Source organism: Achromobacter deleyi, from assembly GCF_902859705.1.
Taxonomy (GTDB): Bacteria; Pseudomonadota; Gammaproteobacteria; order Burkholderiales; family Burkholderiaceae_B; genus Achromobacter; species Achromobacter deleyi.
This window is the reverse complement of the sequence record NZ_CADIJO010000030.1, coordinates 1-18,411: the sequence shown is the minus strand read 5'-3', so window position 1 is coordinate 18,411 and position 18,411 is coordinate 1. Positions and strand designations below refer to the sequence as shown.

Below are 18,411 nucleotides of genomic sequence, written 5' to 3'. Positions count from 1 at the left end.
CGGTATTCGAGCGTGTATCCTCCAGCCCCATGAATAAATCGCGCCCTGTCACGCTGCAAAGCCTGGCGCGGCAGCTCGGTTTGAACGTTTCGACCGTGTCCCGCGTCCTCAACGGTTCCGAGGACGACGCACGCGCCGCCGCCGCGCCCGACACCGTCAAACGCATCCGTACGCTGGCCGCCGAACTGCAATATCAGACCAACCCTCATGCGGCCAGCCTGAAGACGCGCCGCAGCCGCACCATTGGCGTGCTGGTGCCGCGGCTGTCGGACATGGTGCTGGCCACCATCTACGAAGGCGTGGACGAGGCCGCAGCCGAACACGGCTACCTGACCTTCGTATCGAACACCCAGGACGTGCCGGACAAGCAGCGCAAGCTGATCGAGATGGCCTTGGCGCGCCGCGTGGACGGCCTGATCCTGGGCGATGCGCACAGCCACGATGGCGCCGAGGTCAATCCCCTGCTGGCCGAGCTGGCGCAGCGCGAGGTGCCGTTCGTGCTGGTCAGCCGCCATGCCGACGACCATTGCGCCGTCACCTGCGACGATATCGAAGGCGGCCGCCTGGCCGCCGAACACCTGCTGGCCATGGGCCACCGCCGCATCGCGGTGATGGTGGGCGAGCCGTTCGCCAGCACCGGGCGCGACCGCTCGGCGGGATTCTTCGCGGCCTGTGCGCGGCAAGGGGTGGAAGTGCCCGGCCACTGGCGCATCGAAAGCCCGTTCGATACCGACGCGGGCCGTCACGTCGGTGCGCGCCTGTTGGCCGGCCCCGACCGCCCGACCGCGATCTTCGCGGTCAACGACTTCCTGGCGGTGGGCGTGATGGGCGCGGCTCGCGAACAGGGCCTGGAAGCCGGCCGCGACGTGGCCATCGTGGGCTACAACGACACGCCGTTGGCGGGCGCCCTGCCCATCGGCCTGACCACCATTCATTCGCCCATGCACCAGATGGGCCGTCTGGGCCTGGAACTGCTGTTGCAGAAGATCGCGGGCGGCAAGCCGGACAGCGTGCGGCTGGCACCCGCGCTGGTGGTGCGCGGCAGCAGCGACCGGCCGATCCCGGGCTGACGCTGCCGCCCCGGCTGACGGAACCATCCGCGACGGGGCGTTACTCACTTTCCTGGCATCCCGGCCGTGGCGGCCGACGCATCGCACCAGGAGAGGCGCATGAACCCCCAAGTACGTTTCGAGGAACTGCTGGCGGCGCTGGCCCAGGCTTTGGGCCAGCCCTCCCTGCCCGTGGGGCAGGACGGCACCTGCACGCTGATCATCGACGGCCGGATGGCGGTGAACCTGGCGGTGGATCCGCAGGGCCGCGACGTGCAGATCTTCGCCTCGCTGGGCCACGTGCCCGCCGAGCATCGTGCCGCCGTCCATGTCCGCATGCTGCAAGCCAATGGCGCGGGCGCCTCGCCCTACACGCTGGGACTGACCCGCCAGGGCGACACCGCCATCCTCAGCGCGCGCCGGCCGCTGGCCGAGCCCGCCGTGCCGGACCTGGCGGACGGCATTGCGGCATTCGCCCAGAACGCCCTGCGCTGGCAGGCGTCGCTGCAGGCGCCGGCCGACGATACCGCCGGCGCCGCGCCTGCCCCCGGCACCTGGATGCCAGCCTGAGGAGCACGCCATGGGCTTTGACATCAGCCAATTCAGGAACATCGCCGCCAACCGCGCGGCGAGCGACCAGATCGACATCGACAGGCAGAATCCGCAGGCGCCGACATTGACCGCGCGGCCCGAAAGCACCGGGCTGGCCTGGTTGCTCGACCAGGTCATCGAGTTTGGCGACAACCTGCTCGAAGGCCCGTTGTTCGCGCAGCAGCAGGCAGTGCTGCAGGCCTTCCACGATGCCTTGAGCCAGGGCCTGAGCCCACAAGCCGCCGCTGCCGTGCTGGCCCGCGAACCGATACAGCCCCTGACCGCCGGCCGCGTTGCCACGCTGATCCAGCAGGCCGAAGGCTGGGAACCCACGCGCATGGCCGCCTTGCAGCTGGCGTCGCAGCCCGGCGCCTCGACCTCGGACATGGATACCGCGCTGGACTATGTCCTGGGCGAATGCGAGCTGCCGGAAGGCGCCCACAACGCGCTCATCGTGCCGACATTGCGTGATGCCCTGCGGCAGGTGCTGCCTGCCCTGGTGCAGGCCGACGGCACGGCCCGGCTGGAACTGGCCGGCCGCCTGGCCTCGCAATTGGCGCCGCGGATCGAGGAATACATCGTGCGTGCGCTGTTTGCGCAATCGATGCAGCCCGCCAGCACGGTCAAGGGGCTGAACGGCAAATCCGCAGGTGAGGTGATCGCCACCCTGGACAGCCTGGGCGGCCTGGCCCGCCTGCATCAGGACGTACCGGCCCTGAACGTGCATCTGCAACGCGAAGTCGCGGGCTTCGTGACCTGCCTGAACACGCTGTTGAACCGGGTCGACCAGGACAAGGCCGACATCGGCACGCGCTTCTTCGGCGACAACGCGCCGGGCAAGCTGCAAGGCATCAGGCTGACCGACAGCGACCCCCACAAGCAGGGCAACCGCGTCGCCATCCTGAGCTTCGGCGCAGACCGGCAGGTCGTGTACAAGCCGCGCGACGTGCGCATCGACGAGGCGCTTTCCGGCGCACACCTGGCGCCCGACGCCCAAGGCCCCCGCCAGAGCCTGCTGGAAATGGCCGGCGCGGACGCCATGACCTACCGCTTTCTGCCGCGGCAGCAAGCGAACGTGGATTATGGCTACGTGCAGTTCCTGCCCCACGGCGATGCGCAAGACCATGTGATCGACGCGACCGACGCGCCGCGGGTGTTCGGCGACCTGGGCCGGGCCATCGGCGCGCTGATGCTGGCCGGCGCCAGCGACCTGCACCACGAGAACATCATGGTCAGCGGCGGCCGCTTCTATTTCACGGACCTGGAATTCGCGCTGTCGCCGCAAGCCATCGGCTATGCGACGCAACTACTGTCGCGCCAGCCCGGCCCGCTCGATGCGGATGGCGTGCCTTCCGACCAGGTGGCCGCGCGGGCCGAGTACGACGACCTCATGCGCAGCATGATATTGAACGATACGTTCCAGCGAGCGACCGACAACAATCCGCTATGCAGCCCGTGCACGGTGGCCCAGGGCCGGTTCCATCCGGCCGACACCAGCAGTGAAGTCATCGAAAGCCTGGTCATCCTGCGCACGGTGGGTCCGGACGGTACGCAATACCTTGACAACCGGCGCGCCCCCGACGGGGAAGACGACAACCTCTACGCGCGCTACCACCAGCCTTTCGGCCAAGGCGTGACGGCGGGCCTGAAGGCCGTACGCGATGCCTCCGGCCAGGGGTTGCCTCAGTTTCATGCGTCGATCCCGGATTTCCACCTGCGCTATCACCCCATCAGCACGGGGGACCAGCGCACCGTGCTGAGCGATCTGCGCTTTGAATCATTCAACGCCAGCGCCCTGCAGGCGGTGAACGACCTGTACGACGGGACCACCCCTACCCAATCGCTGGACGACAAACTCGCCGACATCACCCTGTGCAGCCAGGATGCCGCCAAGCTGAACGCGCTTCGGCAAGCCATGTACGGCGCCTACCAGCAGCACGACATCCCCTACTTCAGCCGGCAGGTTTCGGGCCAGGCGTTGTTCCCGGACGGCATGACCAACCAGCCTTTTCAATGGGGCCCCGGTCCGCACGACTATTTCCCCACGCGCGCCGACACGCACGCCCAAGGGCTGGAAGCGCTGCTGGCAGGCGTGTCCGATGCCGTGCTGGATCGCCTGGGCACCCTGGCAGGCAGCTGGATGAACGAGCAGTCCCCGCGCGAGGCCTATGTGCTGCAATTTCCGAACGGCAAGACGCAACGGATGATCGACGACATCACGCGCCAGTGAGTTTCACCGCGCGCGTCGCCAGGAACGTCGGCAGGTAGCGGTCGATCAAAAAGCGCGGACGCGGCTGGCGGTCTTCGTGAAAGCCGGCCAGGACGAAGCCGGCATCGAGCTGGCCGCCGATCTGGTCCTGCAGCGTATGGCCGAACACCAGCGCTTCGCCGCGGGCGCGCTTGGCGGTGAGCGCGGCCGGGTCCAGGGCGTCGACATCGGCGTACGGCAGCGCGTGCAACGGCCGGATCAGGCCCTGCCCGGCCAGCGCCGGATCGCGGTCGCCAACGAAAACCACCGGGTTGTAGAAGCTGGACAAGAGGCTGCCGCCCGGCCGCAAGACGCGGAAGCACTCGCGCCACACGGGCCGCACGTCGGGCACGTACAGGTTGGAAATCGGGTGGAACACCACATCGAAGGACTGGTCGGCAAAGGCCGACAGGTCGCGCATGTCGCCTTGCACGGCGGTCAGCGAGAGGCCGTCGCGCCGGGCCACGGCACGATCCTGTTCCAGCTGGCGTTCGGACAGGTCGAACACCGTGACCTGGGCCCCGGCCGCGGCCAGCACCGGCGCCTGCTGGCCGCCGGCAGACGCCAGGCACAGGATGGACAGGCCGGCGACGTGGTCCAGCCAGCCGGCCGGCAAGGGGCCGGGCGTGAGATGCACGGACCAGTCACCTTGGCGGGCGGCGGCAATGAGGTCGGCGGTGACCGGCCGCGACCATTCGCAGTCTTGCGCGGCGAGCTGGTCCCAGGCGGCCTGGTTGTGGGCGATGAGGTCGAACGAAGTGTGAGCAGGCATGAGGCCTCCATGAACGTGATGCGGGCAGCGGCCGGCAGTCAGGCGCGGCAGCGGGCGATGTGTTCAGGCGGCGAGGATCATGTTGGCAGACTCCGGTGGACGGGCGTTATTCTAGCGGACATGAACGCCCCTACGTCATCCCCCACCGTGCGCCACATCGGCGGCCTGCGCACCCTGGTCTTCAGCGACACCGGCCCCATCCTGGCCACGGGCCAGGACACCAACGACCTGATCAGCGCCGCGTGGGAACACGAGGCCGAGTGGCTGGAGCTGCCGGCCGCCCGCGTGCATCCCGATTTCTTCCGCCTCGAAACCCGCATCGCGGGCGAACTGATCCAGAAGTTCGTCAACTACCGCCTGCATTGCGCGGTGGTGGGCGATATCTCGGCGCACCTGGCCGCCAGCAAGTCGCTGCGCGATTTTGCCTACGAGACCAACCGGGGCCGCGTGTTCTGGTTGCTGGACGACGCAGCGGCGTTTGAAGCGCGGCTGGCGCCGGCCGCGGCCTGATTGCCCTTGCATTGGCCGGCCGCCCGTGACGCGGGGCTGCGCCACGCGGGGGCCGGCACGCGCCCTGCCCTACACCACCGTATCTCCCGGCGCCAAGGGATGGAAACAGGCGGCGGCGCGATCGCCGTCCTGCGCCAGCGCCGGCACCCGCTGCTTGCAGTCCGCCTGGGCCCGCGCGCAGCGCGGATGAAAGGTGCAGCCCGGCGGCAGATGGGTGGGCGCGGGAATCTCGCCTTCGATCTTGGCCAGCCGGATGCGCGCCTGCGGATCGGGCACGGGCGACGAATCGCGCAACACCCGGCTGTACGGATGCCGCGGCTGGTCCAGCACCTGCGCGGTGGGACCGCGTTCGATGATGCGGCCCAGGTACATGACGCAGACCGTATCGCAGAAATGCCGCACCACGCCCAGGTCGTGCGAGACGAACACGAACGACAGGCCGCGGTCGCGCTTCAGGCGCTCGAGCAATTGCAATATCTGCGCCTGCACCGACACGTCCAGCGCCGACACGGGTTCATCGGCCACGATCAGTTCCGGGTCCAGCACCAGCGCGCGGGCGATGCCGATGCGCTGGCGCTGGCCGCCGGAAAATTCGTGCGGATAGCGGTCCAGCGCGGACAGCGGCAGCCCCACTTCCTGGATCGTCTGTTCGACCTTGGCGTCGATCTGCGCGGCCGTGCCGCGGCGATGCACGCGCAGGGGTTCGGACAGCGCCTGGCGCACCGTGCGGCGCGGGTTGAGCGACGCATAGGGGTCCTGGAACACGATCTGGATGCGCTGGCGCAGCGCCCGCAGCGCCGATGCGCTGGCCTGGCGGATGTCGTGGCCGTCGAACACGATGCTGCCTTCGTCGGGTTCGATCAGGCGCAAGAGCGTGCGCGCCACGGTGGACTTGCCGCAGCCCGATTCGCCCACCAGCCCCAGCGACTGGCCGCGCGCGACGCTGAACGACACGTCGTTGACGGCCCGGACGGTCTGGCGCGGCCCGCCCAGCCAGCCGCCGCCGCTTTCGAAACGCTTGACCAGATTGCGCACCTGCAACAGCTCGCTCATGCCTTGTCCTTGTACGGTTCGGCGCGCACCACGCAGCGCACCTGGTGGCCCGGGCCGATGCCGGTCAGATCCGGCCTTCGAGCCTCGCAGCGCGCCTCTTTGAGGCGGCAGCGCGGCGCGAAGGCGCAGCCGGCCGGCATCGCCGTGATGGCCGGCACGCCGCCCGGAATCGATTCCAGCACCTGGCTGTCGGCATCCACGCGCGGCATGGCGCGCAACAGCGCTTCGGTGTAGGGATGGGTGGGCCGCGCAAACAGCGTCTGCACGTCGGCCGTCTCGACCACTTCGCCCGCGTACATGACCGCAACGCGATCGGCGATCTGCGCCACTACGCCCAGGTTGTGGGTGATGAACAGCACGGCCATGCCGTGCGCCGCCTTCAGTTCCGACAGCAGGTTCAGGATCTGTGCCTGGATGGTGACGTCCAGCGCCGTAGTGGGTTCGTCGGCCAGCAGCACCCGCGGCTTGCAGGCCAGCGCCATCGCGATCATGACGCGCTGGCGCATGCCGCCCGAGAACTGGTGCGGATAGTCGTCAAAGCGCCGCGCGGCGGCGGGAATCTTGACCTCTTCCAGCACCTCCAGCGCCAGCCGCCGCGCCTCTTTCCACGACAGTTTGCGGTGCAGCCGGATGGCCTCGGCGATCTGGTCGCCCACCGTCATGGTGGGGTTCAGGGACGTCATCGGTTCCTGGAAGATCATGGCGATGGCCTCGCCGCGCAGCCGGCTCATCTGCTTTTCGGACAGGGCGGTCAGGTCCTGGCCGTCCAGCAGCACCTGGCCGCCGCCATGGCGGGCGCCGGCCCCGGGCAAGAGGCGCAGCACCGACAGCGCGGTCACGCTCTTGCCGCTGCCGGATTCGCCCACCACGGCCAGCGTTTCGTTGCGGCCCACTTGCAGCGACACGTCGCGCACCGCCGCGTGCCAGGCGCCGCCGGCACGGAATTCCGTGCGCAGCGCGCGCAGTTCCAAAACGGGGGCTTCTGCAGTCATGAGCGCTCCGAACGCAGCTTGGGGTCAATGGCGTCGCGCAGGGCGTCGCCCAGCAGATTGAGCGCCAGCACGGTCAAGAGAATGGCGACGCTGGGAAACACGGTCAGCCACCAGGCGTCCAGGATGTTCTCGAAGCCTTCGCGGATCATGCTGCCCCAGGTGGCCGCCGGTGGCGGCACGCCCAGGCCGATGAAGCTGAGCGAGGCTTCGGTACGGATGGCCGATGCCATCCACAGCGAGCCCAGCACCACCACGTCGGACACCATGTTGGGCAGGATGTGCACGCCCATCAGGCGCAGCGGGCCGTAGCCCAGCGCCCTGCCCGCCTCGACGAAGTCGCGCTGCTTGAGCGCGATGGTGGGCGCCCGCGCCACCCGCACGAAGGGCGCGATCTCGGTAATGGCGATGGCGATGATCAGGTTTTCCAGGCTGGCGCCCAGCATCGCGGCCACCATCAGGCCCAGCAGCAGCGTGGGAAAAGACAGCAGCACGTCGACCAGACCCATGATGAGCTGGTCCACCAGCCCGCCGACGTAGCCGGCCAGGATGCCCAGCGCCGAGCCGATGCACATGGCGATCAGGATGGCCACGAAGCCCACCAGCAGCGACACGCGAGCACCGTAGATCAGGCGCGACAGCACGTCGCGGCCATAGCTGTCGGTGCCCAGCCAGAATTCGGCCGACGGCGGTTCAAGGCGGTAGGCGATGTTCTGCTGCAACGGGTCGTGCGGCGCCAGCCAGGGCGCCAGCACGGCGGCCAGCACGATGATCAGCAACAGGCCGATGCCCACCCAGGACAGGCGGTTGCGGGACAGAGCCTGCCACAAGGCGTTGGGGCGGGCGGGGGATGCGGCGGCGACGGCGCTCATTGGTATTTCACCCGGGGATCGACCAGCCCGTACACCAGGTCGGTCAAGAGGTTGACGACAATCACGCAGGACGCGAACACCACCATCAGCCCTTGCAGCAGCGTGTAGTCGCGGCTGTTCAGGGCGCCCAGGATCAGCTTGCCCAGGCCGGGGCGGTTGAACACGATCTCGGTCAGCACCGAGTTGCCGATCAGCGTGCCGAAGTACAGGCCCACCACGGTGACGATGGGAATCAGCGCGTTGCGCAGGCCGTGGCGCACGATCAGGCGCGCCGGCCGCACGCCCTTGGCGCGAGCGGTGCGGACGTAGTCTTCGCCCATCACGCCCAGCATCGACGAGCGCGTCACGCGCATGACGTACGCCATCATGATCAGCCCCAGGTTGAAGGCCGGCAGCACCAGGTTGCGCAATTGCGAAACCCAGTCGCCCGAGCCGCCGCTGCCGATCACCGGAAACCAGCGCAGCTGGATGGCGAACACCAGCAGCATCAGGATGGCCGAGACGAAAGCGGGAAACGACAGGCCCGTCAGGGACAGCAGGCGGCCCAGGTAGTCGGGCCAGGCGTTGCGGCGCAGCGCGGCCCAGATGCCCAGCGGCAGGCCGAAGACCACGCCGATCAGGATGGCGGCGGCGGTCAGCTGCAAAGTCCAGGGCAGCACCAGCGCCACCTCTTGCAGCACGGTGCGGCCGCTGGCCATGGACACGCCGAAGTTGCCCGTCAGCATGTCGCCCAGAAAGCGGCCGTATTGCACATAGGTGGGCAGGTCCAGGCCCAGCCGCAGGCGCAGCGCGGCCAGGGCCTCGGCGCTGGCCTGGTCGCCCAGCATGACGGCGGCCGGGTCGCCCGGCACCAGCCGCACCAGGATGAAGACCGCGGTCAGCATCGCCAGCAGCGTGGGGATGGCCAGCAGCAGCCGCTTGATGGCGTAACGCATCATGATGCTTGCTCCTTCGCGGGCGGCTGCATCAAGCGCGCCGCCTGCAGGTTGCCGATGGCGCGGGCGGTCTGCCCGCGCAGCGCCAGGTCGGCCAGCGCGGCGCCCACCACCGGCACCAGTTCGAAACCGTGGCCCGAAAAGCCGAAGGCGTGCAGCACGCCGGGCGCGTTGGGCGACGCACCCACCACGGGCAGCATGTCTTCCGTCTTGGCTTCCAGGCCCGCCCAGACCCGCACGATGCGGATGTCGCGCACCGCCGGGAACAGGTCGGTGGCGGCGTGCGCGCCCTTGGCCAGCACGCGCATGCGCGCGGTGGACGTCTCACGGTCCAGGTCGGGAATGCCTTGCAGGCCGCCGCCGATGACCAGGGTGCCCTGGTCGGACTGCTTGAACGACAGCGAGCGGCCCATGATGGCCACCACCGGCTTGATGAAGGGCCGCAACCGCTCGCTGACCATCATCATCGACGACTTGGCTGACAGCGGGATCTGGTCGCCGGCCATTGCGGCGACGCGCGCCGACCAGGCGCCTGCGGCGTTGATGACGCAGGGCGCGGTGTAGACGCCGGCCTCGGTCTGCACCTGCCAATCCTGGCCCTTCTGCTCCAGGCCGGTCACGCCGCAATGTTCGATGATGGTCACCCCGGCCGCCTCGGCGCTGCGCCTGAACGCCCGCAGCGCCCGGTGCGGGTCCGCCGCGCCGTCGCGCCGCGCGATCGACGCGCCCAGGCAGTGCGGGCTCAGCTCGGGCAACAGGCGCCGCAGCTCGTCGGGGCCGATGATTTCTTCGTGGGTATAGCCGGCAGCGCGCAGGCCGGCCACGCGCGCCTCCAGCTTGGCCAGCGCCGCGGGCGTTTCGGCCACGCAGATCTGGCCGTTGGCGTGAAAGCCGCAGTCATCGCCCACCAGCGACGCCATGGCGTGCCACATGTCCATAGCTTCCAGCGACAGGTCCAGTTCGCCCAGGTCGCGGTTCAGCGTGCGCACCCCGGCGGCCGTGGCGCCGGACGCATGGCGGCCGACCCAGTGTTTTTCGATGACGATGACGCGTTTGCCTTCGCGCGCCACGTGCAGCGCCGCCGACAGGCCATGCAGGCCGCCGCCGATCACGATCAGATCGCAATGCCGTGCGCTCATGCCTGTTCTTCCTCGATGTCCAGCGACGCCAATTCGCCCAGCGTCAGGGGCTTGAGCGGCGGGCGTATGCGGTAAAAGCCCACCTCGGCCACCGGCCGCTTCTGCTCGGCCGCCACGATATGGGCGATGGTGTAGCCGCACTGGCGGCCCTGGCACGGGCCCATGCCGGCGCGGGTGTAGGACTTGATCTGGTTGGGACCGGGCTGGCCGATGGCGGCGGCGCGGCGGATGTCGCCCGCCGTCAGTTCCTCGCAGCGGCAGACGATGGTGTCGTCGGGCGGCGCGAAGATGCCGGCGCGGGGCGGATACAGCGCGTCCAGCATGGGACGCAGCCGCAGCAGCCCGGCCAACTTGCTGCGCAGGGGCGCCGCCGCAGCGGCCGCGGCCTGCGGCGTCAGCTTGCCGGCGAGCAACGCGATGCCCAGCGCCGCCAATTCGCCCCGCACGCAGGCGGCCTGCGCGCCGCCGATGCCCGCGCCGTCGCCCGCGACAAAGATGCCGGGCCGGCTGGCCTGGCCCCATTCGTCCAGGTCCGGTGCCAGGCAGGCCTGCTGAGAGTTCCAGCTGTGCGTGCATTCGAGCGCGCGGGTCATGTGGATGGACGGCACCACGCCTTCATGGGACAGCAGCACGCTGGCCGGCGCCCGCACCGTGCAGCCGTCGGCCGTGGCGTATTCGATTTCGCGCAGTTGCCTCTCGCCCAGCGCGCGCAGCGTGGTCACCCCGCGCACGCGCTTGACGCCGGCCGCGCGGATCTCGCGCAGCCAGGCCAGGCCCTTGCGCACGTCGCCCCACGCCGCCAGCGCGTCGCCCGCCCACGGCAGCGCGCGGCGCCAGCCGCCGGGCGGCGAGGTGTCCAGCCAGCCGGCGATCTGGCCGCCGGCACGCAGCAGCTGCGCCATGTACAAGAGCGGCAAGGGGCCGCTGCCCGCCACCCAGACGGGGCCGGCCGGCACCTGGCGCGAGGTCTTGAGCAAGATCTGCGCGGCGCCCACGGTCAGCACGCCGGGCAGGGTCCAGCCGGGGAACGGCGCAGGCCGTTCCTGGGCGCCCAGCGCCAGCACCACGCGCGTCGCCCGCACCACTTCGGCGCGGCCCTTGCAGGTCATGTAGACGTGCCAGTCGGGCTCGATCTGCCAGACCTGGGTATCGGGTTCGTAGAACGCGCCGCAGCGGCGAAAGCGCTCGGCCAGGCTTGCGCCGGCCCGGTATTCATCGCCCAGCAGCCGGCCGGTAGGCGTGGCCGCCACGGCTTCCACGGCGCGCCAGATCTGGCCGCCCGGCGCGGGCTGTTCGTCCACCACCAGCACCGACAGGCCCTGGCCGCGCAGGCCGATGGCCGCGCTCATGCCCGCGGGGCCGGCGCCGATCACCACCACATCGAATTCGCGTTTCATGGCAGCACGCTCCGCTTGCCGAACTGGCGCTGCACCTGCATGCCTTCACGCACGGTGACCAGGCAGGTCTGGGTGGACGCCACGCCGTCGACGACGGCCAGGCAGTCAAAGCACACGCCCATCATGCAGAACGGGGCGCGCGGGCTTTCGTGCACGGGGGTGGTGCGGCTGGCGGGAGATTCCTGGCGCAGCAGCACCGCGGCCACGGTCTCGCCAGGGGAAGCGGCGACCGGTTCGCCGTCGATGGTGAGCGTCAGCGCGGGCGCGCCGGACTCAGGCAACTTTCTGAACATTGAAGCGCTCATGGTGAAAGGCATCCAGGGTTTCAAGGGGCGCGCCGCCGGCCAGCGCACGGGCGTACGGCCCGGCGTGGAACGAGGCCAGCGTCACGCCGGAATGGCAAAGCGCGATGGACACGCCATCGTGGGTGGGAGATTGCGCGTAGACCGGGCCGCCGTCGGGCGTCATGATCCGCAGGCACGACCAGTGCCGCACCAGCCGCGCGGCGGCCAGGCCCGGCAGGATGCGCAGGGCGTTGCGGCTCATGCGCGCGGCGGCCGCCGACGTCGTGCCCAGGTCGTAGCCGACTTCTTCCTGCGTCAGGCCCACCATGACAGTGCCCTCGCCGGTCTGGCGCATGCCGCTGGCGGGCACCGGCAGCAAGGGCGCCAGGCGTTCGGTGACCAGGATCTGGCCGCGTTGCGGCCGCAGCGGCACGTCCAGCCCGACCATCGCGCCCAGCGCGGCGGAACCGAGGCCGGCAGCAATGACCAGGCGCGGCGCGCGGGCCTGCAAGGCGGCGGCGCTGACCTGCACGCCGCCGCCGGCAGCATGGGTGATGGCGGTGACCGCGTGGCGGTTGCGCAATTGGCCGCCGCGCCGCAGGAACGCGGCTTGCAGCGCGGCCAGCAGGCGCAGCGGATTGACGTGGCCGTCCTGCTCGCCCAGGCTGGCGCCGGCCACCGCGTCGCCCAGTTGCAGCGTGGGAAAGCGGCGCCGCAACTCGGCGCGGTCCAGTATGCGGGTACAGGGCGGCAGTTCCGGCGCCTGCCCGCGCCAGGCGTCCAGGCGGGCGGCGCGATGGGCCAGGTCATCGTCGCTCATGCAGAAATGCAGGCCGCCGCGCTGCTCGTAGTCCAGCGCGATGCCGCTGTCGTCTTGCAGCTGGCGGGCGAATTCCGGCCAGGCGTGTACGGCCTGGCGCGACAGCCGCTGGTAGGCGGGATAGCCGTGGCCCTTGCCTTGCAGCCAGACCAGGCCGAAGTTGGCCTTGGCGGCGCGGTAGTCGGTATCGGCGCCGTCCAGCAGCAGCACGCGCTGCCCCTCGCAGGCCAGGCCGTAGGCCACCGCCGCGCCGACCATGCCGGCGCCAGCCACGATCACGTCGTAGTCATGCGCCATGGTGCGGGTTCCTTGTGAAGGGCGTGGCGTCTGCTCGGGCCATCCTTGCGCGGCCGCCAGCCACGCTATAACCTTCGCGGCTGGAAACCGGGCGATAGCCCTGCAAGGTTATGGCATGAAAGAGACCCTGAACCTGCGGCAGATCGAAGCCTTCAAGGCGGTGGTGGAACACGGCACCGTCAGCCAGGCCGCCGTCGTGCTGGGCGTGTCGCAGCCCGCGGTGAGCAAGCTGCTGTCGCACCTGGAAGCCGACACCGGGCTGGCGCTGTTCGATCGCGTGCGCGGCAAGCTGGCGCTGACCGCCCAAGGCATGCGCCTGTACCAGGAGATCGACCGCGTCTTCAGCGGCCTGCGGCAGGTGGAGCAAGCGGTGGATTCGATCCGCCGCGACGAGCAGCGCACGTTGACCGTGGGCGTGCTGCCGGCCCTGGCGGGCTCGTTCATCCGCCGCGCCACCATGCGGTTCCTGGAAAGCCATCCCGACGTGCGGGTGTCGATCCAGATCCGCGGGTCGCTGTTCCTGGCCGACTGGCTGGCGACTCGCCACATCGACGTGGCGCTGGTGGGCAGCCGGGTCGACAACCCGTATATCGAACGCGAGGCGCTGTTCCGCTTTCCGCTGGTGTGCGCCCTGCCCGTCAACCACGAGCTGACGCGCAAGCGCGTGATCCGGCCGCGCGACCTGGACGGCCTGCCGTTCGTCTCGTTCGGCGCCGACAGCCAGACGCAGGCGCTGGTCCTGCAGGCCTTTTCCGCGTCGGACGCCCGACTGAACGTGGTGCTCGATACCAGCACGGCGCCGACGGTGTGCGAGTTCGTCGCCGCGGGCCTGGGAGTGTCGTTGATTCATCCGCTGTTCGCCGAAGGGTTCCAAAGCCGCCTGGTGCTGCGGCGGTTCGATCCGGAATTGAATTTCCATTTCCAGCTGTGCCGCGCGCAGGCATCGCGCAACGCGGCGTTGGTCGAGACCTTTGTCCAGGCGGCCCGCGACGTGGCCGCGCAGGTTTCCCGGGAAGTGTTGAAGGGCCAGTGATCGGGGCCGTGATTGCGCCCGGTGGCGCGGCCGGGCCGCATCACCGGGCGCCGTCAATCAGGGCGCCTTCACCGTGGTCAGCTCGGTGATGGGTGGCTGCAGGTTCAGCGCGCCCTTCAGCGCATAGCCGTAGTTCACCCGGTCGCTGTGCACCCAGACCTGCTTGAGCCCGAACAGCGGCACCGCACAAACGTCGTCGTGAATCTTGGCCTGGGCCTCTTTCCACAGCGCCAGCTGGCGCGCGGCGTCGGGTTCGACACGGGCCTGGCGGATGGCGTCATCGGCCACCGAGCAGTGCGAGAAATTCGACATCGCGGCCGGCGCGCCGATGGCGGCGGCCGAGTCGTAGAACTCGGTCAGGTAGGTGTCGGCGTTGGGAAAGCGCGCCGCGCCGTAGAACACCAGGCCGCTCAGGTCCTGGCGGCTCTTGGCCTGGTAGGTGGCGTGATCCACCACTTCCATGTTGAGCTTGATGCCGGCCTTGGCCAGCTGCGCCTGCACGATTTCCATGATGGGCTGCTGCGCCGAGATGTTCGACACGATCGACTTGATCTCGATGCCGTTCGGAAAGCCCGCCTCGGCCAGCAGCTTGCGGGCGCGGTCCGGGTCGTAGGCATAGCCGCCCGCGCCGCAGTCCTGGCCCAGGTAGCCGTTGGGCACCACCGAGCAGCCCTTCTCGGCCACGTCCTTGCCGGCGTAGCGCACGATCTCGTCGACGTTGATGGCGGCGGCAATGGCCTGGCGCACCTTCAGGTTGTCCAGCGGCTTGATGTTGCGGTTGATGTGCAGCGTGCGAAATTCCGCGGGTTCGAAGATGTCGACCTGCATGCCGCGCTTGGCCGAGCGTTCGACCCAGCGCTGTTCGCGCTTGCCCTGCATGATGTCGATCTCGTTGGACGTGAAGGCCAGTTCGCGCGCGCTGTCCGACGGGATCATGCGGTACATGATGCCGCCCAGTTTGGGCTTGCCGCGAAAGTACGCATCATTGGCGACCAGCTTCACGTATTGCTGCGTGACGTGTTCGCCAAAGGCGAACGGCCCGGTGCCCACGGGCGAGGCGCCGAACTTGTCGCCCAGCTTTTCGGCGGCTTTCTTGCTGACGATATTGCCGCCGTGATAGTTCGACACGCGGCCCAGGAACGCGGCGTCCGGATACTTCAACGTGAAGCGCACGGTGTAGTCGTCCAGCGCCTCGACTTTGTCGATCAGCGCGAACGTGGCGGCGAAGCTGGAGCGGTTGGGGTCGGCGGCGCGCTGGATCGAATACACCACGTCGTCGGCCTTCAGTTCGCCATAGCCGGCGTGAAACTGCACGCCGTGGCGCAGGTGGAACGTCCAGGTCTTGCTGTCCGGCGAGGCTTCCCAGCGTTCGGCCAGGTCAGGTTCCAGCGCCTTGGGGTCGGCGCTGCCGGCCGGAAAGCGCACCAGCGCGTCGAACATCTGCGCGGCCACGCCCTTGTCGGCCGTGGACGTGGCGCGGTGCGGGTCCAGCGAGGCGTTGTCGGCGGCGCCCGAACTGATGCGCAGCAGCGGGCGATCCTGGGCATGGGCGGGCGCGGTCAGGCCGGCGCTACAGGCCGCGAACATCGCGGCGGCGAAGACGAAAGAGGCAGGACGTTTCATGACTTCCCTTGTGCGCCGCACGGTGGCGGCTTGTCGTGGTCTGCAGTCAGAGGTACAGCGTGCTGGCAGACTAGAAGCGGCAAGCCCATGGCGTCAAAGTCCTATATCTACATATCCTATTCCCCAGGGTTATACGATGGCGCTTGCCTGCGGGGCCTCCCCACGGGCGGCGGGCGCACCTAGTGGTTAGTACTGATACGCAGAAAAGCGGCAAATTCAGGGAAAACACCGAGGCCATGGCCGCACCGGCAAGCCCCTGCCCGGCACAGGGTCTCGCTTGACCCGGCGTCTTGCTGCCCGTATTCTTATTTGAACGAACATTCCACAAAGGCCGCCATGCGCACCAAGGATTTCGAACCCGACGACGTCGCCGACGCCGCCATGCAGGTGTTCTGGCAACGCGGCTACGCCGCCACGTCGGTGCAGGATCTGGTCGACGGCACCGGTCTGGGCCGCGGCAGCCTGTACAACGCTTTCGGCAGCAAGCAAGGCCTGTACGAGGCCGCCCTGCGCCGCTATCACGACCTGACGATCGCCAACCTCGAACTGCTGGCCCGGCCCGGCACGGCGCGCGAACGCATCGGCCGCCTGCTCGATTTCATTGCCGACGACGAACTGCGCGAAGCCACCCGGCGCGGCTGCCTGGTAGCCAACGCCTCGCTGGAAATGGCCGGCCAGGACGAAGCCGTGGCCGAACTGGTGCGGCGCAATTTCCAGCGCCTGGAAAAAGCGCTGGAGAAAATCCTGGCCGACGCGCAAGCCACCGGCGAGATCGATGCCGGCAAGTCGCCGCGCGCGCTGGCCCGCTTCATCGTCACCACCATCCAGGGCCTGCGCGTGGTCAGCAAGGGCAACAACGCCCGCGAACGCCGCCAGTGGCTGGCGGACGTCGTGGCGGTGGCGCTGGGCGCGCTGTAGGGCCCGTTCTCAACCCCCGCGGTCGCCCTGTGGCGCCCGCATTTTTTTACCCCATATTGGAATGATCGTTCCAATTTAACCCTGTGTTTCAATCCCCGCGAACCATGACACCCCCCTCTTCCTCCTCCGCGCTGCCCGCCGGCGCCAGCCTGCCCGACACCCCTGAAAGCCTGCCGCTGGGCAAACTGCTGGCCATGGCGCTGGCCGGCTTCATCACCATCATGACCGAGACCGTGCCCGCCGGCCTGCTGCCGCAGATCGGCCAGGGCCTGGGTGTCTCGGAATCCCTTGCCGGGCAACTGGTCACCCTGTTTGCCGCCGGCTCGGTGCTGACGGCCATTCCCATCATTGCCGCCACCCGCAGCTGGAACCGCCGGCCCTTGCTGCTGCTGGCGCTGGCCTGCCTGTGCCTCTTCAACGTCGTCACTGCGCTGTCCAGCCACTACGTGTTGACGCTGGCCGCCCGCTTCATCGGCGGCATGGCCGCGGGCCTCCTGTGGGGCCTGTTGGCCGGCTATGCCCGCCGCCTGGTGCCGCCCCGCCAACAGGGCCGGGCGCTTGCCGTGGTGGGCGCCGGTCAGCCCCTGGCGCTTTGCCTGGGCGTGCCCGCGGGCGCCTGGCTGGGCAGCCTGATGGACTGGCGCGGCGTGTTCTGGATCATGGCCGGCGTGTCGCTGGCGCTGGTGGTGTGGGTACGCGCGGCCGTGCCTGATTTCGCCGGCCAGGCCGCGCGCCGGCGCCAGTCCATCGCGCGCACCTTTCTCATGCCCGGCATTCGCCCCATTCTGTTCGTGCTGTTCACCTGGATCCTGGCACACAACGTGCTCTATACGTATATCGCGCCCTACCTGGCCCACCACGGCCAGCCAGTGCAGGTGGATGCGGTGCTGCTGGTGTTCGGCGCCAGCGCCGTCGCGGGGCTGTGGCTGATCGGCCTGCAGGTGGATCGCCGGCTGCGCGCCATGACGCTGGCGTCCCTGGCGCTGTTCGCCCTGACCGCGTGCCTGCTGGGATTGGCCGGCGACCAGCCCGTGGCGGTGCTGATCGGCGTGGCGTTGTGGGGCCTGAGCTTCGGCGGCGCGCCCACCCTGCTGCAGACCGCCATCGCCGATACCGCTGGCGAGCACTCGGATGTGGCCCAGTCGATGCTGGTCACCATCTTCAACCTGGCGATTGCCTGCGGCGGCGTGCTGGGCGGGATATTGCTGGATACGGCGGGTGCGGGGTCGTTCGCCTGGACAGTCGCCGCGGTGGCCGCCCTGGCGCTGCTGGCCGCGTGGCAGGCGCGCACGCACGGCTTTCGGGCGGGCCATCGGGCTTGATGTTGGGGGCTCGCGCGAATAAGTAACCACAACCGCGCCTTTGCTGACATCCAGCTGTTGGACAGACACGCTACCTGCGGGTAGGATTTTTCCCGCAAGCGAAAGATAGCGATCAAGTCCATCCTGGAGAAGTAGCAGAATGAATAGAAACCGCAGCGCGCACGCCCCCTTTTCTTCTTTGTCGGCCCCGGCCCGGCAACCGGCAGACGCCCCTGACCGAGGCAGCGCCGCGATCATTTCCCCTCCCCCCTTCTTGCACACCGCCCTGGCCATGGCCATTGGCGCGTCGGTGCTGTTTGCGTGGCCCGCAGGCCCCGCGCGCGCCGCAGGCGGCAATGGCGCCTGCTCGGTGGCGACCGGCACCTGCGTCGGCGGCACAGGCGGCACCGCCACCAACCCCAATGGCTCGGACGGCACCCTTGCCGATGAAGCCAACAGCATCGGCGGCACGGGTGGCGGCGGCGGCGACGTCAGCCTGACCACGGGAGTGGGTGGCAGCGGCGGCGCGGGCGGAGCCGGCGGCACCGGCGGCGGTGGCGCCCCCGGCGGCACGGGCCAG

At 69.3% G+C, this 18,411-nt stretch carries 17 protein-coding genes and 1 pseudogene; 8 read left to right on the top strand and 10 right to left on the bottom strand.

The annotated features are described in order from the left end of the window. Positions 1–29: 29 nt before the first annotated feature. From HV798_RS27555 to HV798_RS27545, 3 genes are all read left to right on the top strand, one after another. Positions 30–1,070 carry a LacI family DNA-binding transcriptional regulator gene (locus HV798_RS27555; protein WP_175193879.1) on the top strand — a complete coding sequence of 347 codons (1,041 nt, stop codon included), beginning with the start codon at positions 30–32 and terminating at the stop codon, positions 1,068–1,070. Positions 1,071–1,169: 99 nt separating this feature from the next. Further along, positions 1,170–1,619, top strand: a complete 450-nt coding sequence (locus tag HV798_RS27550; RefSeq protein WP_175193880.1) for a type III secretion system chaperone — start codon at positions 1,170–1,172, stop codon at positions 1,617–1,619. A gap of 10 nt (positions 1,620–1,629) precedes the next feature. Beyond that, a complete protein-coding gene (locus HV798_RS27545) occupies positions 1,630–3,870 on the top strand; it encodes a DUF4135 domain-containing protein (protein WP_175193881.1) in 2,241 nt (746 codons plus the stop codon). Here the strand turns inward: HV798_RS27545 and HV798_RS27540 are convergent. After that, complete coding sequence (locus tag HV798_RS27540; protein WP_175193882.1) at positions 3,857–4,660, bottom strand: class I SAM-dependent methyltransferase; 804 nt, start codon at positions 4,658–4,660, stop codon at positions 3,857–3,859. The genes HV798_RS27545 and HV798_RS27540 overlap by 14 nt on opposite strands. A gap of 120 nt (positions 4,661–4,780) precedes the next feature. On the opposite strand from HV798_RS27540, the gene HV798_RS27535 reads away from it, so the two are divergent. Then, a complete protein-coding gene (locus HV798_RS27535) occupies positions 4,781–5,170 on the top strand; it encodes a DUF4180 domain-containing protein (RefSeq protein ID WP_175193883.1) in 390 nt (129 codons plus the stop codon). Positions 5,171–5,239: 69 nt separating this feature from the next. Here the strand turns inward: HV798_RS27535 and HV798_RS27530 are convergent, their stop codons facing one another. From HV798_RS27530 to HV798_RS27495, 8 genes are read right to left on the bottom strand one after another with little or no spacing between them, the layout of a single operon-like run. After that, a complete protein-coding gene (locus HV798_RS27530; RefSeq protein WP_175193884.1) occupies positions 5,240–6,223 on the bottom strand; it encodes an ABC transporter ATP-binding protein in 984 nt (327 codons plus the stop codon). Beyond that, entirely contained in the window at positions 6,220–7,215 is a 996-nt protein-coding gene (locus HV798_RS27525) for an ABC transporter ATP-binding protein (protein ID WP_175193885.1), read from the bottom strand. The genes HV798_RS27530 and HV798_RS27525 overlap by 4 nt, the downstream gene beginning before the upstream one ends. Then, positions 7,212–8,084: an ABC transporter permease gene (locus HV798_RS27520; protein ID WP_025139066.1), complete on the bottom strand. Its 873-nt coding sequence runs from the start codon at positions 8,082–8,084 to the stop codon at positions 7,212–7,214. The genes HV798_RS27525 and HV798_RS27520 overlap by 4 nt, the downstream gene beginning before the upstream one ends. Continuing rightward, entirely contained in the window at positions 8,081–9,022 is a 942-nt protein-coding gene (locus HV798_RS27515; protein WP_175193886.1) for an ABC transporter permease, read from the bottom strand. Before HV798_RS27515 ends, HV798_RS27520 begins: the two co-directional genes overlap by 4 nt. Next, the gene (locus tag HV798_RS27510) at positions 9,019–10,158 is read right to left on the bottom strand and encodes an NAD(P)/FAD-dependent oxidoreductase (protein ID WP_175193887.1); all 1,140 of its coding nucleotides are present in this window, start codon (positions 10,156–10,158) and stop codon (positions 9,019–9,021) included. The genes HV798_RS27515 and HV798_RS27510 overlap by 4 nt, the downstream gene beginning before the upstream one ends. Next, positions 10,155–11,555 (bottom strand): NAD(P)/FAD-dependent oxidoreductase, encoded by a 1,401-nt coding sequence (locus HV798_RS27505; protein WP_175193888.1) that lies wholly within the window; start codon positions 11,553–11,555, stop codon positions 10,155–10,157. Before HV798_RS27505 ends, HV798_RS27510 begins: the two co-directional genes overlap by 4 nt. Beyond that, positions 11,552–11,848: a (2Fe-2S)-binding protein gene (locus HV798_RS27500; protein WP_025139070.1), complete on the bottom strand. Its 297-nt coding sequence runs from the start codon at positions 11,846–11,848 to the stop codon at positions 11,552–11,554. Before HV798_RS27500 ends, HV798_RS27505 begins: the two co-directional genes overlap by 4 nt. Then, positions 11,829–12,956, bottom strand: coding sequence for an NAD(P)/FAD-dependent oxidoreductase (locus tag HV798_RS27495; protein WP_175193889.1), 1,128 nt, complete (start codon positions 12,954–12,956; stop codon positions 11,829–11,831). The genes HV798_RS27500 and HV798_RS27495 overlap by 20 nt, the downstream gene beginning before the upstream one ends. A 115-nt stretch (positions 12,957–13,071) precedes the next feature. Between HV798_RS27495 and HV798_RS27490 the strand changes: the two genes are divergently transcribed. After that, on the top strand, positions 13,072–13,989 hold the full coding sequence (locus HV798_RS27490; protein ID WP_175193890.1) for a LysR family transcriptional regulator: 918 nt from the start codon (positions 13,072–13,074) through the stop codon (positions 13,987–13,989). A 57-nt stretch (positions 13,990–14,046) separates the two neighbouring features. Here the strand turns inward: HV798_RS27490 and HV798_RS27485 are convergent, their stop codons facing one another. Then, on the bottom strand, positions 14,047–15,612 hold the full coding sequence (locus HV798_RS27485) for an ABC transporter substrate-binding protein (RefSeq protein ID WP_246289237.1): 1,566 nt from the start codon (positions 15,610–15,612) through the stop codon (positions 14,047–14,049). Positions 15,613–15,948: 336 nt separating this feature from the next. On the opposite strand from HV798_RS27485, the gene HV798_RS27480 reads away from it, so the two are divergent. The 3 genes and pseudogenes from HV798_RS27480 to HV798_RS27470 all read left to right on the top strand — a co-directional run. Beyond that, positions 15,949–16,530, top strand: a complete 582-nt coding sequence (locus tag HV798_RS27480) for a TetR/AcrR family transcriptional regulator (RefSeq protein ID WP_175193891.1) — start codon at positions 15,949–15,951, stop codon at positions 16,528–16,530. Positions 16,531–16,634: 104 nt separating this feature from the next. Next, positions 16,635–17,852 (top strand): MFS transporter, encoded by a 1,218-nt coding sequence (locus HV798_RS27475; RefSeq protein ID WP_175193892.1) that lies wholly within the window; start codon positions 16,635–16,637, stop codon positions 17,850–17,852. Positions 17,853–18,105: 253 nt separating this feature from the next. Continuing rightward, positions 18,106–18,411 (top strand): annotated as a pseudogene (locus HV798_RS27470) (hypothetical protein); the annotation flags it as partial.

Bases quoted from the DNA above. Each gene is read 5' to 3' on its own strand.
- HV798_RS27500 (WP_025139070.1), bottom strand. From the start codon at position 11,848: ATGTTCAGAAAGTTGCCTGAGTCCGGCGCGCCCGCGCTGACGCTCACC.
- HV798_RS27495 (WP_175193889.1), bottom strand. From the start codon at position 12,956: ATGGCGCATGACTACGACGTGATCGTGGCTGGCGCCGGCATGGTCGGC.
- HV798_RS27475 (WP_175193892.1), top strand. From the start codon at position 16,635: ATGACACCCCCCTCTTCCTCCTCCGCGCTGCCCGCCGGCGCCAGCCTG.
- HV798_RS27545 (WP_175193881.1), top strand. From the start codon at position 1,630: ATGGGCTTTGACATCAGCCAATTCAGGAACATCGCCGCCAACCGCGCG.
- HV798_RS27480 (WP_175193891.1), top strand. From the start codon at position 15,949: ATGCGCACCAAGGATTTCGAACCCGACGACGTCGCCGACGCCGCCATG.
- HV798_RS27515 (WP_175193886.1), bottom strand. From the start codon at position 9,022: ATGATGCGTTACGCCATCAAGCGGCTGCTGCTGGCCATCCCCACGCTG.
- HV798_RS27510 (WP_175193887.1), bottom strand. From the start codon at position 10,158: ATGAGCGCACGGCATTGCGATCTGATCGTGATCGGCGGCGGCCTGCAT.
- HV798_RS27540 (WP_175193882.1), bottom strand. From the start codon at position 4,660: ATGCCTGCTCACACTTCGTTCGACCTCATCGCCCACAACCAGGCCGCC.
- HV798_RS27490 (WP_175193890.1), top strand. From the start codon at position 13,072: ATGAAAGAGACCCTGAACCTGCGGCAGATCGAAGCCTTCAAGGCGGTG.
- HV798_RS27550 (WP_175193880.1), top strand. From the start codon at position 1,170: ATGAACCCCCAAGTACGTTTCGAGGAACTGCTGGCGGCGCTGGCCCAG.
- HV798_RS27535 (WP_175193883.1), top strand. From the start codon at position 4,781: ATGAACGCCCCTACGTCATCCCCCACCGTGCGCCACATCGGCGGCCTG.
- HV798_RS27520 (WP_025139066.1), bottom strand. From the start codon at position 8,084: ATGAGCGCCGTCGCCGCCGCATCCCCCGCCCGCCCCAACGCCTTGTGG.
- HV798_RS27485 (WP_246289237.1), bottom strand. From the start codon at position 15,612: ATGAAACGTCCTGCCTCTTTCGTCTTCGCCGCCGCGATGTTCGCGGCC.
- HV798_RS27525 (WP_175193885.1), bottom strand. From the start codon at position 7,215: ATGACTGCAGAAGCCCCCGTTTTGGAACTGCGCGCGCTGCGCACGGAA.
- HV798_RS27530 (WP_175193884.1), bottom strand. From the start codon at position 6,223: ATGAGCGAGCTGTTGCAGGTGCGCAATCTGGTCAAGCGTTTCGAAAGC.
- HV798_RS27505 (WP_175193888.1), bottom strand. From the start codon at position 11,555: ATGAAACGCGAATTCGATGTGGTGGTGATCGGCGCCGGCCCCGCGGGC.
- HV798_RS27555 (WP_175193879.1), top strand. From the start codon at position 30: ATGAATAAATCGCGCCCTGTCACGCTGCAAAGCCTGGCGCGGCAGCTC.